We start from the raw sequence: 14,532 nt of genomic DNA on the forward strand, positions 1-14,532 counted from the left end.
GGAGGCGCCGCCATGGGTGAATGGATGTTCACCCACCACCACCGGCCGACAGGAGTTGGACCGCGTGGTTACAACGACAACGAAAGCTCTACGGAGGACGGGAAATGTTTGAACTGATCGAAAAACTCGCACCAAATGCAGTGATCAAGGTCATTGGCGTCGGTGGCGGCGGCGGCAACGCTGTGGCCCACATGCTCAATGCAAACATCGAGGGCGTCGAGTTCGTCGTCGCCAACACCGACGCGCAGGCCATGAAGAGCTGTGGCTCGCGTACCCATCTACAACTCGGCGGTAACGTCACCAAGGGTCTCGGTGCCGGTGCCAATCCGGAAGTGGGCCGCCAGGCTGCACTGGAAGATCGTGAGCGCATCGAGGAAATGCTCGAGGGCGCCGACATGGTGTTCATCACCGCTGGCATGGGTGGTGGCACCGGCACCGGCGCTGCGCCTGTGGTGGCGCAGCTGGCCAAGGAGAAGGGCATCCTGACCGTGGCCGTGGTGACCAAGCCGTTCCCATTCGAAGGCCGTCGCCGCATGCAGGTCGCCCTGAAGGGCATCGAGGACCTGTCGCAGCATGTCGACTCGCTGATCACCGTGCCGAACGAGAAGCTGCTGTCGGTGCTCGGTCGTGAGGTCACTCTTCTTAATGCGTTCAAGGCCGCCAATGACGTGTTGCAGGGCGCCGTGCAGGGTATCGCCGACTTGATCACCGCCCCGGGCCTGATCAACGTCGACTTTGCTGACGTGCGCACCGTGATGTCCGAGATGGGTATGGCCATGATGGGTTCGGGCACCGCTCGTGGCGATGACCGCGCTCAGGCCGCCGCAGAGGCTGCGATCAACAACCCGCTGCTGGAAGACGTCAACCTCAATGGTGCCTGCGGCATCCTGGTGAACGTCACCGCGGGTCCGAACCTGACCATGCGCGAGTTTGATGAGATCGGTCGCGTCATCCATGATTTCGCCAGCGAAGACGCTACCGTGGTCATTGGTACCTCGCTCGACCCGGAAATGCAGGACGACGTGCGCGTGACAGTGGTGGCCACCGGCCTCAACCGCGCCACGGTTCGCCAGCCGGTGCGTCCGGTAGTGACCCAACAGGTGGAGATGCGCCAGCGTCCGCGCCCAGTGGTGCTGCGCACCGGTACCGGCAACGAAGTGGTCGACTACGCTCAGCCGGATGTCGTCGCCAGCACCACCAGCCGCCACGACACAGCCGCACCGGCCAAGGGCTCGGATCCCAGCTTCGACTATCTGGACATTCCGGCCTTCCTGCGTCGCCAAGCCGATTGAGAAAAAAATGTTCAAAAAGGAGTGAACAAACGTCAGATTGACTTGTCAGTCACACAACCCATTGGGCGCGTACTGCAAAGTTTGCGTTCAAGTCGCCCTGGTTTCGTCAGGGGGAAGGGCTGACGCCAGTCTGGATTGCTCCAGGAAGTTGTGACAAGACTGTGCGTCTGGGATGACGCATGACTGGCCAGAAACAACGTTTCTTGGCGGGTCCAATGCTCCGCCGCCGGATTCCCGTCCCGGCGCGGGGCATTGTGTCGACCCTAACCATCTGACGGAATTGAGGTATTTAGCTGTTCATGGCGCCAATGGCTACCTTTCAAGGATGAAAGGAAGATGAAAGCGTGGACAGTCTGTACGGGCCGGTTTGCTTTTTCAGTGGTTAAGACTGTGTTAGCATCCGTCCCCTGTTGGCTGCTGCCCCTTGCAGGTACCAAATAAAATGATCAAGCAGCGTACGCTCAAGAACATCATCCGTGCCACCGGAGTCGGTCTGCATACCGGCGACAAGGTGTACATGACGCTTCGGCCGGCCGCGCCAAACACGGGCATCGTGTTTCGCCGCACCGACCTCAATCCTCCGGTAGAAATCGCTGCACGCCCCAACAACGTCGGCGACACGCGTTTGTCGACCACGCTGGTCAATGGTGATGTGCGGGTCTCCACGGTGGAGCATCTGCTTTCCGCGATGGCGGGCTTGGGCATCGACAATGCTTATGTCGATCTGTCGGCGCCGGAAGTGCCGATCATGGACGGCAGCGCGGGTCCCTTCGTGTTTCTGCTGCAGTCCGCGGGTATCGAAGAACAAACCACCGCCAAGCGCTTCATTCGTATCAAGAAGCCGATCAAGGTGCAGGAAGGCGACAAGTGGGCGAGCTTTGAGCCATTTGAAGGCTTCAAGGTCGGCTTCTCGATCGAGTTCAATCACCCGATCATCAGCAAGCGTACTTCGCGTGCCGAAATCGACTTCTCCACCACCTCCTTTGTGAAGGAAGTGAGTCGCGCACGTACCTTCGGCTTCATGCGCGACATCGAAATGCTGCGCGAACACAACCTCGCGCTCGGCGGTTCGATGGACAACGCCGTGGTGCTGGACGACTACCGCGTGCTCAACGAAGACGGCCTCCGTTACGAGGACGAGTTTGTGAAGCACAAGATTCTCGACGCGATCGGCGATCTTTACCTGCTGGGTCACAGCCTGATCGGTGCCTACTACGCGCACAAGTCCGGGCATGAGCTCAACAACAAGCTGCTGCGGACCTTGATGGCGGACGCTTCCGCCTGGGAAGAAGTCAGCTACCAGGACGATCCGGCCACCTCGCCGATCTCTTACGCGCATCCGGCTCAAGCCATCTGATTCATTGGGCCTGGTCCCAGTCTGAACAAACTGAACGGCCGCGTCGAAAGACGCGGCCGTTTCTTTTGTGATATACCTCGCCCCCTTGTGCTGCCGTGATTCACGTCCTGGAGATGTCACCGTCTTTCAGACCCGTGAGTGCATGCTATAAACCTGGCACCGCCAAACGGGTGCCGGGATGGCACGTTGCCTCACGGCGGCAATTCGACCTGTTAGTGCAGGGGCGACGGGCTGGGATCAGTCGCCTGGGTTTTTCCTGGAACCAGAAATTTCGGCGATGGACGCCAGCTCGAGGAACAGGCGCCGCAATTCGGGGTCTGAAGTCGAGATTGCCGCGGCCTTTAGATGGTCTGCGGCAGCGGGCGAAAGCGGTTTTGACCGATCCGGTGCGATTTCGACCGGCGGAGGGGGGGCCACTTTCACGGTGATGTATCCGGCGCGCACGCCAATGGCATGCGCGGCAGCGAGGATTTGCGCCTGCATTAGGCGGAGCCTCGAAGCCAGCGCCGGGGATGGAGCCAAGAATGCGAGACGGCCGTCGTGCAGGTTGGCAAACCTTACCTGTTCGCGGAGTGGTGACGGCAACGTCTGGCGCAGGGCGCGGTCCAACGCCTCTAGCTCACCGGCCTTACGGGCCAGTGCGGCGAAGGGGCCGCATTCGGTGAGGGATTTCGGTCCTGATCCGGTGCGGCGGGAAGCGTGGGATACGACGCGCTGCATGGGTGCCGACATCTTCGACGTGGAAAAACATGCAAATCATACTCGTCTCACGCACCAAGCGGGTGCCGAAAACCTTCAACCTCACCGATCGGCGCTTGCGCTATCGGTTGATCGGAATCGCAGCTGGCGCCGTGCTCGCTTGTGCCGGCCTGGGCGCTACGGTGGCGCTGGCGGTGGCCAGTCCGCGTGACCAGGCGTTGTCCGAACTCCGCCTTCTGCGCCAGCAGGTATCGCAGCAGAACGGTCAGCTCGGCGATGTTCGCAAGGACGCCCAGCGTGAGATCGATGCACTGGCGATGAAACTGGGCCAGCTTCAGGCGCAGTCGACCCGTCTCAACGCCCTCGGCGAGCGGCTTACCCAAGTGGGCAAGCTCGACGACGGTGAGTTCAATTTCGATGAGCAGCCAGCGGTCGGCGGCGTCGAGGACACGACCGACAGCGCCTACGCGCTACCTTTGGCTCTCGACACCAGCATCGATCAGTTGGCTAACCAGTTCGATAGTCAGCAGGCGCAGCTTTCAGCGCTACAGAGCTTGCTGCTGGATGCCAAGGTTGAATCCAATCTCAAGCCGACCGGCATGCCGGTGCAGGGCTACATCTCTTCCTATTTCGGTGGTCGCCCCGATCCGTTCAGCGGCCACGCGGCGCACCATACCGGCATCGACATCTCCACCCCCACCGGTACGCCGGTGCAAGCGGTGGCCGAGGGGATGGTGACGTTCGCGGGTATCCGCAGCGGCTATGGCGACGTGATCGAGATTGACCATGGCAACGGTTACATGACCCGCTATGCGCACAACAGCGCGTTGTTGGTGCGTCCGGGGCAGCGCGTGCACGTGGGCGACGTAGTGGCGAAGGCGGGTTCCACCGGTCGTTCGACCGGCTCCCACGTGCATTTCGAGGTTTGGTACAAGGGCAATGTCGTCAATCCGCTGGCGTACGTGCGCAATCACCGCTGAAGTCGGGCCTTCCCTTGGGTTGCCCTCTTGAAACTCCTTCCCGGCGACGCCAGACAAGAGGGCCGGGAACGATGACGGGGCGCCTCCGCAAGAGGTTGCGGGAAATCTAGGCCGATTCCGATATAGGTAGCCGTACGTCAGGCTTTCGTTTGGGATCGTCGACCGACCCTAGTATCATTATTCCTTTCGTCCCGCCCGTTTACGTCGGCGGGCCGCCAACGACTCCAGGATTCGGAAGATCGATGCTCAATCGCGCCCTGACCAGCCTTTTCGGTAGCCGCAACGACCGCGTGCTGCGCCAGCTTTCCAAGTCCGTTGCACGTATCAATGCGCTCGAGCCTGAGTTCGAGAAGCTGAGCGACGAAGCGCTGCGCGCCAAGACCGATGAATTCAAACAGCGTATCGCCGCCGGCGAGTCGCTGGACAAGCTTCTGCCGGAAGCCTTCGCTGTCGTGCGCGAAGCCGCCAAGCGCGTGCTCGATATGCGTCACTACGACGTACAGATGATCGGTGGAATGGTGCTGCATTCCGGCCGCATCGCCGAAATGCGTACGGGTGAGGGCAAGACCCTGGTGGGCACGCTGCCGGTGTACCTGAACGCGCTGGAAGGCAAGGGCGTGCACGTGGTCACCGTGAACGACTACCTGGCTCGCCGCGACTCCGCGCAGATGGGCAAGCTGTACAACTTCCTCGGCCTCTCGGTGGGTGTGGTGTGGCCCGGCATGGACCATGCCGACAAGGGCGCTGCCTATGCCGCGGACATCACCTATGGCACCAACAATGAATTCGGTTTCGACTACCTGCGCGACAACATGGCGTCGAGCAAGGATCAGCGCTATCAGCGCGGCCTGAACTACGCCATCGTCGACGAAGTGGACTCCATCCTGATCGACGAGGCGCGCACCCCGCTGATCATTTCCGGCCCGGCCGAGGATTCCCCGCAGCTGTACATCGCGGTGAACAAGATCGTGCCGAAGATGCTGCGCCAGGAGAAGGAAGACGGCGCCGGCGACTATTGGGTCGACGAGAAGCAAAAGCAGGTACACCTGTCCGAAGAAGGCATGTCGCACGCCGACGAGCTGCTGCGTCAGGCCGGTGTCATCGACGCCGACAGCGGTCTGTACGACTCCAAGAATCTGGCGATCGTTCATCACCTCAATGCTGCGCTGCGCTCCAATGCCATCTACCACCGCGACGTCGACTACATCGTGCGCGACGGTGAAGTTGTCATTGTCGATGAGTTTACCGGCCGTACTCTGCCGGGCCGCCGCTGGTCGGATGGCCTGCACCAGGCCGTGGAGGCGAAGGAAGGCGTGCCGATCCAGCGCGAAAACCAGACGCTGGCGACGATCACCTTCCAGAACCTGTTCCGCATGTACAAGAAGCTGGCCGGCATGACCGGTACGGCCGACACCGAAGCCTACGAGTTCCAGCAGATCTACGGTCTTGAAGTGGTGGTGATCCCCACCCACAAGCCAATGATCCGCCAGGACAACTCGGACATGGTCTTCCTCGGCCAACAGGCCAAGTACGAAGCGGTGATCGAGGACATCCAGGATTGCCACAAGCGCAAGCAGCCGGTGCTGGTGGGTACCACCTCCATTGAAGTGTCCGAGCTGCTGTCCAAGCTGCTCAGCAAGGCCAAGATCCCGCACGAAGTACTGAATGCGAAACAGCATGAGCGCGAGGCGCACATTGTGGCCCAGGCGGGTGCGCCGGGCTCGGTAACCATCGCCACCAACATGGCCGGTCGCGGTACCGACATCGTGCTCGGCGGCAGTTTGGAGGCGGCTCTCGCTGCACTGCCGGAAAGTGCCAGCGATGCCGATCGGGTTCGCGTGAAGTCCGAATGGAAGAAGAAGCACGAGCAGGTGCTGGAGGCCGGCGGCTTGCACATCGTGGGTACTGAACGCCACGAATCGCGCCGTATCGACAACCAGCTGCGTGGCCGTTCCGGACGTCAAGGCGATCCGGGCTCCTCGCGCTTCTACTTGTCGCTGGAAGACAACCTGTTGCGCATTTTCGCTGGCGACTGGGTCGGCCGCTGGATGCGCATGTTTGGCATGAAGGAAAACGAGGCGCTGGAAGACCGCATGGTCAGCCGCCAGATCGAAAAGGCGCAGCGCAAGGTCGAGCAGCACAACTTCGACATCCGCAAGCACCTGCTCGAGTTCGATGACGTGGCCAACGACCAGCGCAAGGTGATCTATCGCCAGCGCGATGAGTTGCTGGAAGTCGACAACGTCTCCGACACCATCGCCGATATCCGCGATGACGTCGTCAACGAGCTGGTGCATCGCCACGTGCCGGCCGACAGCATCGACGAGCAGTGGGACATCGCCGGTCTCGATCGCGAGCTGGAAAGCGAGTTCGGCCTGTCGCTCGACCTGAAGCATTGGATCGAGCAGCAGCACGAGGCGGACTCGGGCACGATCCTCGCCCATGTGCGCGAGGCGGCAGAGGGGCTGTTCAAGGCCAAGGAAGAGCAGATCGGCGCCGACACCATGCGCCAGCTCGAAAAGCACATCATGCTCAGCGTGGTGGACAACGCCTGGAAGGAGCATCTGGCCAGCATGGATTACCTACGTCAGGGCATCTACCTGCGCGGCTATGCGCAGAAGCAGCCCAAGCAGGAGTTCAAGCGCGAGTCGTTCGAACTGTTTTCGAGCATGCTCGATCGCATCAAGATCGAAGTCGTGCAGATGCTGGCGCGCATCCGTATCCGTAGCGAAGAAGAAGTCGCCGCGATGGAAGTGGAGCAGCAGCGTTTGGCTGAGCGTTTGGCGCGCCAGATGCACGCCACGGGTGGCGGTGCGCCGGTGGGTGCATTAGGCGCCGACCCGGAGGCTATCGCGGCAGGCAGCCTCGCCATCGCGCAGGCGGTAGATCAGCAGGACGGTCCCAAGGTGGGTCGTAATGATCCCTGCCCCTGCGGTTCGGGCAAGAAGTACAAGCACTGCCACGGTCAGTTGAGCTGAGTTTTTCTGATAGCGGAATAAAGGAAGGGGCGGCACGTGTCGACGTGCCGCCCCTTTTTGTTTCTGGCATCTACAGAAGTGGTTTTGCCTGGCTCAGTCGCCACCGCCCGGCACACGCTTGCGGTAAGGCTCGGCATCCACCGCGGTGTATTGGGGTTCTTCGCTGTCCAGGCGCATGGCGGTGAGTTGACCGCCCCATACGCAGCCCGTGTCGATGGCATACACACCCATGCCGGCAAAGCGGCCGAGCGCCGACCAGTGACCGCAAACAATCCGCGTCTCGCGACGGCGCATGCCGGGCACTTCGAACCAGGGATACATGCCGGGCTTCTGCGTGCCAGGGATGCCCTTGCTCTCAAAATCGATACGGCCATGGATATCGCAATAGCGCATGCGCGTCAGCGTATTGATCGACGCGCGCAGACGCTCGATGCCTTGCAGGCGGCTGGACCATGCGGCGGGGCGATTACCGAACAGATTCTTGAGGATGCGCGAATGACGCGGGCCGGACAGTTCGCGCTCCACTTCCAGAGCGGAGCGCTGCGCCTGACGCAGCGTCCATAGAGGTGCGAGGCCGGCGTGGACCATGGTCCAGCCCAGCTGTTCGTCATGATGCAGGAGTTTTTGCGAGCGCAGCCATTCGAACAACACCGGCGCATCGTCTGCAAACAGCACTTCGCGCAGCTCGGGGTTGACCTTGGACTGCGCCTCAGGCCGGCGCTGGGCGATGGCGAGCAGGCTCAGGTCGTGGTTACCCAGTGTCACCACAGACTGCTCGCGCAGGCTGTGGATCAGACGTAGGGTATCCAGCGATTGGCCGCCGCGGTTCACCAGGTCGCCGCAAAACCACAGGCGGTCGCTAGCCGGATCGAAACGCAGTTTGTCGAGCAGACGCTGCAACTCGGGCTGACATCCCTGCACGTCGCCGATGGCGTACGTAGCCATCAGTGCAAGGTACGCGGAATAGAGAGCGTGAACGGTGGGATCGGTGCCTCGAAACGGGTGCCGTCGTCGGCCAGCATGTCATAGCTGCCGCACATGGTACCCACCGCGGTTTCGAGCACCGCGCCGGAGGTGTATTCGAAATCGTCGCCAGGACGCATCCACGGCTGCTCGCCGACCACGCCGTCGCCACGCACTTCCTCGACCTTGCCGTTGGCGTCGGTGATTACCCAATGCCGCGCCATCAGCCGCGCCGGCACGTCGCCGTCATTGCGCAGCGTGATGGTGTAGGCGAAGACGTAGCGGTTGTCACCGGGCTTGGACTGGTCGGGGACGAAGCGTGTTTCGACCTGCACGTCGATCGTGTAGGAAGCTTTCTCAGTCATGTCACGATTGTAAGGCTTGCTGCCATGCATGGGGCAAGCGTGTGCATTGATGGCTGAACCACGACAACGCGACGAGGTGCGTTTCAGCCGCCCGTCGGAACTTTGGCCAACCGCACGAAATCCATCGGGGCCAGGGTCTCCGCGCGAGCCTTGGGGTCGACGTCGGCCGCCCTGATGGCCTCGCTGTCCATCAGCTGGCGCAGGGCATTGTTCAGCGTCTTGCGGCGCTGGGCAAACGCGGCCTTCACAACCGCATACACGCGCGCCGGGTCGGCATCGTGCAACTGTGCCACCGGCAGCGGCGTCACGCGCACCACCGCCGAGTCCACCTTTGGAGGTGGTCGGAATGCGCCAGGCGGCACGGTGAACAACGGCTCGACACGGCAGGCCAGCTGCAACATCACGGACAGACGTCCATATACCTTGCTGCCGGGCTCGGCGGCCATGCGATCGACCACTTCCTTCTGCAGCATGAAGTGCATGTCCTGGATCGCCGCGGCATGCTCGACGCAGTGAAACAAGATGGGGCTGGAGATGTAATACGGTAGATTGCCCGCGATACGCAGGCGCTCCACGCCATGGCGGTGGGCGAGGGCGGTGAAATCCACCTTCAGCACGTCGGCATGGATGATGCTGAGTTCGCCCACTGCGGCGGCGCGGGCCTGCAAATCGGGAATGAGGTCGGTGTCCAGTTCGATCGCGGTGAGTTTGCCGGCGACGGCGAGCAGCGGCAGCGTCAAGGCGCCTTCGCCGGGGCCGATTTCCACCACGAAATCATTCGGCTTGGGCGACACGGCGCTCACGATGCGCTCGATGTAGCGCTTCTCATGAAGGAAATGCTGGCCGAAGCTTTTCTTGGGGCGGGCGCTCATGGGTTTCCTGAAAAAAGCGGGCAGGCTCAAGCCTGTCGGATCGGCACGTTGCGGCGGGCCACCAAAGCCAACGCCATGCTCGCCGCGGCGATCAGGCTGGATGGATCGGCGCGGCCGCTGCCGGCGAGATCCAACGCCGTCCCGTGGTCCACCGAGGTGCGGATGAAGGGCAGGCCGAGCGTAAGGTTGACGGTGCGATCGAAGGCTTCGCTCTTGAGCACCGGCAGCGCCTGGTCGTGATACATCGCCACCACGGCGTCGTAGCGCTCCCGCTGGGCGGGCACAAAGGCGGTATCGGCAGGTAGCGGTCCGATCAAGGTCAAGCCGCTGGCTCGAAGGGTCTCCAGCACGGGGATCATCGTGTCGATCTCTTCGCGTCCGAGGTGGCCCTCTTCGCCTGCATGTGGATTGAGGCCAAGCACGGCAATGCGCGGCTGCGAGTAACCGAACTTGTCGCGCAGCTCGGCATGCACGATGCGCAGCGCGCGCGCCAGCGATTCGGATGTGATGGCAGCCGAAACCGCGGATAACGGTAAATGCGTGGTGACCAGGGCGACCCTTAACTCGGGGCTCGCCAGCATCATCACCACATCGCTGCGGCTGCGTTCGGCGAAGAACTCCGTGTGTCCGCTGAAGCGGATGCCGCTGTCGTTGATCGAGGATTTCTGCAGCGGCGCGGTGACCACGGCGTCGTAGCGCCCGCTCATGCAGCCGTCCGCGGCCTCGGCCAGCGTCGTCAATACATGGCGGGCATTGAGCGGGTCCGGGTGGCCCGGGCGTTCCGTCGCCGCCAGCGGTACGTGTTGTACGCGCAGCGTGCCTGGCCTGCGCTGTAGCAAGGGGCTGCTGTCGTCGTCGGTCAGTTCGATGGTGGCGCCGCAACGTTGTGCGGCGCGCTCTAATAACGCGCGATCGGTGACCGCAACGAAATTGGCCGCCAGCGAAGTGGCGGCCAATCGAATCAGCAGTTCGGGGCCGATGCCCGCCGGCTCGCCAGCGGTAACGGCGAGCCGAGGTAGCGCGCCTATGTTCAAGGCATCTCTCAGGAAGACTTGCCCTGCTGCGCAGGCTCGCGCAGTTCCGGCACCAGAATGTTGACGTAGGCGCTTGAGCGCATTTCGCGCAAGTAATCCTCGTAAGCCTGCTCCGCCTTACGATTGCCGATGGCCTGGCGGGCCTGGTCGCGCTCGATCTGGTCGGTGAGGTCGCTCTGGCGCACGCCCAGGCGCTGCAAGATGTGCCAGCCGGCTTCGCTCTGGAACGGCTGCGACACCTGGTCGTCCTTCAGCTGAGCGATTTGCTGGCCGATGATCGAGCCCCAGGCCTGCTGCGGGAACCAGCCCATCTCGCCACCAGCGTTGGCGGTGGTGTTGTCCTTGGAGTTGTCCTTCGCCAGTTTGGCGAAGTCCTCATGCTTGTTGACGATGCGGTTGTATAGATCCTGCGCCTTCTGCTGGGCCTGTTCCGGCGTCATCAGCTCGCTGGGCTTGATCAGAATCTGGCGAGCATGGAACTCCGGCACGACCTGGCGGCTCGGTGCACGCTGCTCCATCAGCTTGAGGATGTGGAAACCGGTGGGGCCGCGCAGCGCCGGGCTGATGTCGCCAGGCTTCATACCGGAAACGGCATCCGCGAAGGCCGGAGGCACTTCGTCCATGCGGCGCCAGCCGAGATCGCCACCGTCCAGCGCGTCTTGCGCATCGGAATAGCGAATGGCCGCGGCGTGGAAATCCATGCCGCCCTTGGCCGCCGCGATGGCCTCTTCGGCCTTGTGCTGCGCAGTCTGGATTTCGGTGGCGCCAGCGCCGGAGGGCAGGCTGATCTGGATGTGCGCCAGGTGGATCTCGCCGGCCTTGTAGGTCGGGCTGGCCAGCAGGTTGTTGATCTCGCTGTCGGTCACGTTCACCGAGTCACGTACCACGCTTTCGTGCAGGCGCTGGGCGATCAACTGCTCGGAGAGCTGCTGGCGGAACGCGGCGAAGCTCGAGCCTTCCTGCTCCACAGCGGCGCGCAGCTGTTCCGGCGACATTTTGTTCTGTTGGGCAACGGCATTGACGGCCTGGTCGATATCGGCGTCGGAGACGCGTATGCCCTGGTCGTTCGCCTTCTGCACTTGCAGCTTCATCAGGATCAGGCGATCCAGCACCTGCCGCTGCAGCACGTCCATCGGCGGCAGCTGGCCCGGCTGGCTGGCGTACTGCTGCTGCACCGAGCGCACGGCTTCGTTGAGTTCGCTCTGCAGGATCACGCCCTCGTCCACCACCGCCACGATGCGGTCGAGCGGTTGCTTGCCGGAAGCTGCCTGCGACAGCAGCTGGGCATGAACGGGAAGGGCGGTCGCGGTGGCGACCGCGAGCAGGAACAACGCGAGCGGCTGCTTCATTCGGTGAGGGCCTTCAATCGCCTCTGGCGACCGGAAAGTTATTGATAGCCAAGGATACCACGGCGCAACAGGCCTTCTGCCTGGCTGTTGAACGCGCCCAGACCCTTGAACTGCAGTTCGAACATGATCGCGTTGTTGGCGTTGGCATGCTGCGTATTGAAGTTATAGGTGTTGACGTAGTGACGGCCGATCACACGCACGGCTACACAGCAGCTGTCGTACTCGATGCCGGCCAGCGCCTCGACAGTGCGCTTCTCCAGCACCGAATATGTCCAGCGTCCAAGGATGCGCCAGCGATCGGAGATCGGGTAGACCGCGGAAGCGTCATATTGTTCCAGTAGGCCGCGGCGATAGCGGTAGGAGAAATTGACAATGCCATCGACGCCGATGCGGCGCTGCAATTCCACGGCACCCAGATCGGTGTTGCGGCCGACAAAATAGGGTTTGCCCGTAATGTCATTGCCCGCCAGCATCCGGGTGTGGGGGTTCCACTGATAGGAGCTGTTGAGGCGCCATTGGTCGTTGAGCTGGACGCTCAATTGGGCCACATAGTCCGATCCAGACCAGTCCGTCGGTGCGCTGACGGTGTTGGCACCGTTGGGCAACTGCACGCGCTGCTGGTTGAAATAGCGAATTTGGCCAAAGCTGGCCGACAGCCGCTCCACACCGTTGTCGTCCAGTAAACGCGTGGTCACCGCGGCGGTCAGGTTGTTCGCATTCATTTGACGATCCGCGCCGGAGTACTTGTTCGGCGAGAACAACTGCCAGTAGTCGAACGACATCAGATTGGTGTCGAACAGCGGCAGGTTGTTCTGGTCGCGGTACGGCACGTACAGGTAGTACAGGCGCGGCTCCAGCGTTTGCGTATAACTGTTGCCGAACAGCGACGTGTTGCGGTCGAAAACCAGGCCGCTGTCCAGGCTCACGATCGGTAGCGAGCGGCTGGGCGAGCGTTGACTGAAAGGTGTGGTGATGCCCGGGCTATTCGGATTGTTTGGATTGAGAAAGCCGAAATAGCCGTAACGCTGGTAGCCGCCAGTGAGCTCATAGCCGGTATAGCGATAAGCCACCTTGGGTCGTACGAACCAGGCTGCACCACGGAAATCGGCGGCCAGGTAGGGGTACAGATCCAGGCGATTGCCCTCGACCACATCGTTCTTGCGGAACGCCACCGCCTCCGTATCGGCGCCGAACTCCAGCCATCGCTCGACCGGCAGGTTCAGGTTGAAGGTGGCGCGCGGCCAGCGCTTGTACTGCACGACCGAGTCGGGCAGGTTGGGGTCGACGTTCTGGTAGGTATCCGCGCCGAACGAGGCACTCCACCACCTGCCGCCGCCGTTCACATAGGCGCTGGAGGTCAGCGTGCCGATGGCCGAGGTGTACAAGTCGTTGCCGAAATCGCGCAGATAATTGCGGTCCGACGAGCGGTTGATGCTCGTGTTGAACGACCACGGGCCGATCAGGTGCGAGCTGTCGTTGAACTTCACCAGGTAGCGGTCGGTGCCCTTGGTCTGCTCGACGCTGTTCGGAGCGGTCTTGCCATTGTCGTTGGGCAGGTATTCGATGTTCAGCTGACCGCTGGAGCCTGGGATCAGGTTCAGATAGCGGAACTCGCCCGCCAGCATCAAGCCGCGATCGACATAGATGCGCGGATCGAGCGTGGCGTCGTAATTCGGCGCCAGGTTCAAATAATAAGGCGTGCTGAGCATGAAGCCCGAGCGGTTGGAGCTGCCGAAGGTCGGGTTCAGGAAGCCACTCTGGCGCCGGTTGTCCACCGGAAAGCTGAAGTAGGGAAAGTACATGATCGGCACACCGCCAAGGCTCATGGTGGCGTTGCGAGCTGTACCCCTGCCGCTTTCCTTGTCGATGCGTAGATCCTTGGAGCGGATTTCCCACAGATGGTGGCCGACGTCGCAGGTGGAATAGGTCACCGCGGTGTAATGGGTGCGCTGGGCGTCGAGCATCTGGCCGCGTTTCGCCACGCCGTTGCCGCGCGACTCCAGCATTTGATAGCGCACGTCGTCGGCGATGCCGGTGCTGGCGTCGGTGTTCCCGCGCATATGTTCGGCCGACATCAGCTGACCGGCTTCCTGGTAGCGCACGTTGCCGCGCGCGTCGTAATCGGTGGTGTCGCTGTTGTAATCGGCGGTGTCCGACTGCATGCGCTGGTCGGCGCGTTCCAGCTTTACGCGGCCCTGCAGGTGATAGACGGTCTGGTCCGAGCTATCGACCTGTTCGGCGTATACCTCGGTGTTGGAGGTATCGCGCAGGGAGCTGTCCTTGCTCAAGGTCGGGTCGTAGAACTCAAGCATCGCGTTCGGGCGGCACATCGCGTAATTGAGCGGCCGCCGCGCGCAGTGGAACGAGCCCAGAGCGCAGGTCGGCGTGGCGTTGGCCTCCGAGTTCTCCGTCGGTGCTGGCGCTGGCGCCGCGCCTACATCAGGAGCGGTCGACTGGGCTTCGGCTTGGCCGCCGAACAGGGCGAGGGCCGCGGCTACCGCCAGCAGGCGGCGCGGGGGCAGGTGGCGCAAGGTCAGCTTAGGCGTCACGATGGCAATCTGTCGGCTCGGGAAGGTCGTTAAGCTAGCAGAAAGACCCCATATTCGGCAGGCGCGGCCTATACGGGCCATGAGGACAGACTCT

General features: G+C 62.3%; 11 protein-coding genes. 4 read left to right on the top strand and 7 right to left on the bottom strand.

All coding sequences use genetic code 11. The features are described 5' to 3' along the window. Positions 1-104 precede the first annotated feature (104 nt). Together ftsZ and lpxC are read left to right on the top strand one after the other, a co-directional pair. Positions 105-1,292 carry a cell division protein FtsZ gene (gene ftsZ / locus OUZ45_RS02795; protein ID WP_266168398.1) on the top strand — a complete coding sequence of 396 codons (1,188 nt, stop codon included), beginning with the start codon at positions 105-107 and terminating at the stop codon, positions 1,290-1,292. A gap of 442 nt (positions 1,293-1,734) precedes the next feature. Beyond that, entirely contained in the window at positions 1,735-2,649 is a 915-nt protein-coding gene (gene lpxC, locus OUZ45_RS02800; protein ID WP_266168399.1) for a UDP-3-O-acyl-N-acetylglucosamine deacetylase, read from the top strand. A 237-nt stretch (positions 2,650-2,886) separates the two neighbouring features. Here lpxC and OUZ45_RS02805 read toward each other — a convergent pair whose 3' ends face one another. Next, complete coding sequence (locus tag OUZ45_RS02805; RefSeq protein WP_266168400.1) at positions 2,887-3,369, bottom strand: DciA family protein; 483 nt, start codon at positions 3,367-3,369, stop codon at positions 2,887-2,889. 29 nt (positions 3,370-3,398) lie between these two features. Here OUZ45_RS02805 and OUZ45_RS02810 point away from each other — a divergent pair, with 29 nt between their 5' ends. Together OUZ45_RS02810 and secA are read left to right on the top strand one after the other, a co-directional pair. Continuing rightward, positions 3,399-4,328, top strand: coding sequence for a peptidoglycan DD-metalloendopeptidase family protein (locus OUZ45_RS02810; protein ID WP_266168401.1), 930 nt, complete (start codon positions 3,399-3,401; stop codon positions 4,326-4,328). A 242-nt stretch (positions 4,329-4,570) separates the two neighbouring features. Beyond that, complete coding sequence (secA, locus tag OUZ45_RS02815) at positions 4,571-7,306, top strand: preprotein translocase subunit SecA (RefSeq protein ID WP_266168402.1); 2,736 nt, start codon at positions 4,571-4,573, stop codon at positions 7,304-7,306. A 93-nt stretch (positions 7,307-7,399) separates the two neighbouring features. On the opposite strand, the gene OUZ45_RS02820 is transcribed toward secA, so the two are convergent. The 6 genes from OUZ45_RS02820 to OUZ45_RS02845 all read right to left on the bottom strand — a co-directional run bounded on the left by OUZ45_RS02820 (position 7,400) and on the right by OUZ45_RS02845 (position 14,438). Continuing rightward, the gene (locus OUZ45_RS02820; RefSeq protein WP_266168403.1) at positions 7,400-8,251 is read right to left on the bottom strand and encodes a symmetrical bis(5'-nucleosyl)-tetraphosphatase; all 852 of its coding nucleotides are present in this window, start codon (positions 8,249-8,251) and stop codon (positions 7,400-7,402) included. Further along, positions 8,251-8,634 carry a Co2+/Mg2+ efflux protein ApaG gene (gene apaG / locus OUZ45_RS02825; protein WP_266168404.1) on the bottom strand — a complete coding sequence of 128 codons (384 nt, stop codon included), beginning with the start codon at positions 8,632-8,634 and terminating at the stop codon, positions 8,251-8,253. The genes OUZ45_RS02820 and apaG overlap by 1 nt, the downstream gene beginning before the upstream one ends. Before the next feature lie 83 nt (positions 8,635-8,717). Further along, positions 8,718-9,506 carry a 16S rRNA (adenine(1518)-N(6)/adenine(1519)-N(6))-dimethyltransferase RsmA gene (gene rsmA / locus OUZ45_RS02830; protein ID WP_266168405.1) on the bottom strand — a complete coding sequence of 263 codons (789 nt, stop codon included), beginning with the start codon at positions 9,504-9,506 and terminating at the stop codon, positions 8,718-8,720. 26 nt (positions 9,507-9,532) lie between these two features. Next, on the bottom strand, positions 9,533-10,534 hold the full coding sequence (gene pdxA, locus OUZ45_RS02835; RefSeq protein WP_266168559.1) for a 4-hydroxythreonine-4-phosphate dehydrogenase PdxA: 1,002 nt from the start codon (positions 10,532-10,534) through the stop codon (positions 9,533-9,535). Between the two features lie 14 nt (positions 10,535-10,548). Next, positions 10,549-11,889 (bottom strand): peptidylprolyl isomerase, encoded by a 1,341-nt coding sequence (locus OUZ45_RS02840; RefSeq protein ID WP_266168406.1) that lies wholly within the window; start codon positions 11,887-11,889, stop codon positions 10,549-10,551. 38 nt (positions 11,890-11,927) lie between these two features. Further along, entirely contained in the window at positions 11,928-14,438 is a 2,511-nt protein-coding gene (locus OUZ45_RS02845; protein WP_266168407.1) for an LPS-assembly protein LptD, read from the bottom strand. Positions 14,439-14,532 lie beyond the last annotated feature (94 nt).

This window comes from Dyella subtropica, from assembly GCF_026283965.1.
Lineage (GTDB): Bacteria > Pseudomonadota > Gammaproteobacteria > Xanthomonadales > Rhodanobacteraceae > Dyella_D > Dyella_D subtropica.

Excerpts from the sequence above, each read along its gene's own strand:
- OUZ45_RS02810 (WP_266168401.1), top strand. The coding sequence starts at position 3,399 with ATGCAAATCATACTCGTCTCACGCACCAAGCGGGTGCCGAAAACCTTC.
- OUZ45_RS02820 (WP_266168403.1), bottom strand. The coding sequence starts at position 8,251 with ATGGCTACGTACGCCATCGGCGACGTGCAGGGATGTCAGCCCGAGTTG.
- apaG (WP_266168404.1), bottom strand. The coding sequence starts at position 8,634 with ATGACTGAGAAAGCTTCCTACACGATCGACGTGCAGGTCGAAACACGC.
- lpxC (WP_266168399.1), top strand. The coding sequence starts at position 1,735 with ATGATCAAGCAGCGTACGCTCAAGAACATCATCCGTGCCACCGGAGTC.
- ftsZ (WP_266168398.1), top strand. The coding sequence starts at position 105 with ATGTTTGAACTGATCGAAAAACTCGCACCAAATGCAGTGATCAAGGTC.
- OUZ45_RS02840 (WP_266168406.1), bottom strand. The coding sequence starts at position 11,889 with ATGAAGCAGCCGCTCGCGTTGTTCCTGCTCGCGGTCGCCACCGCGACC.
- rsmA (WP_266168405.1), bottom strand. The coding sequence starts at position 9,506 with ATGAGCGCCCGCCCCAAGAAAAGCTTCGGCCAGCATTTCCTTCATGAG.
- secA (WP_266168402.1), top strand. The coding sequence starts at position 4,571 with ATGCTCAATCGCGCCCTGACCAGCCTTTTCGGTAGCCGCAACGACCGC.
- OUZ45_RS02805 (WP_266168400.1), bottom strand. The coding sequence starts at position 3,369 with ATGCAGCGCGTCGTATCCCACGCTTCCCGCCGCACCGGATCAGGACCG.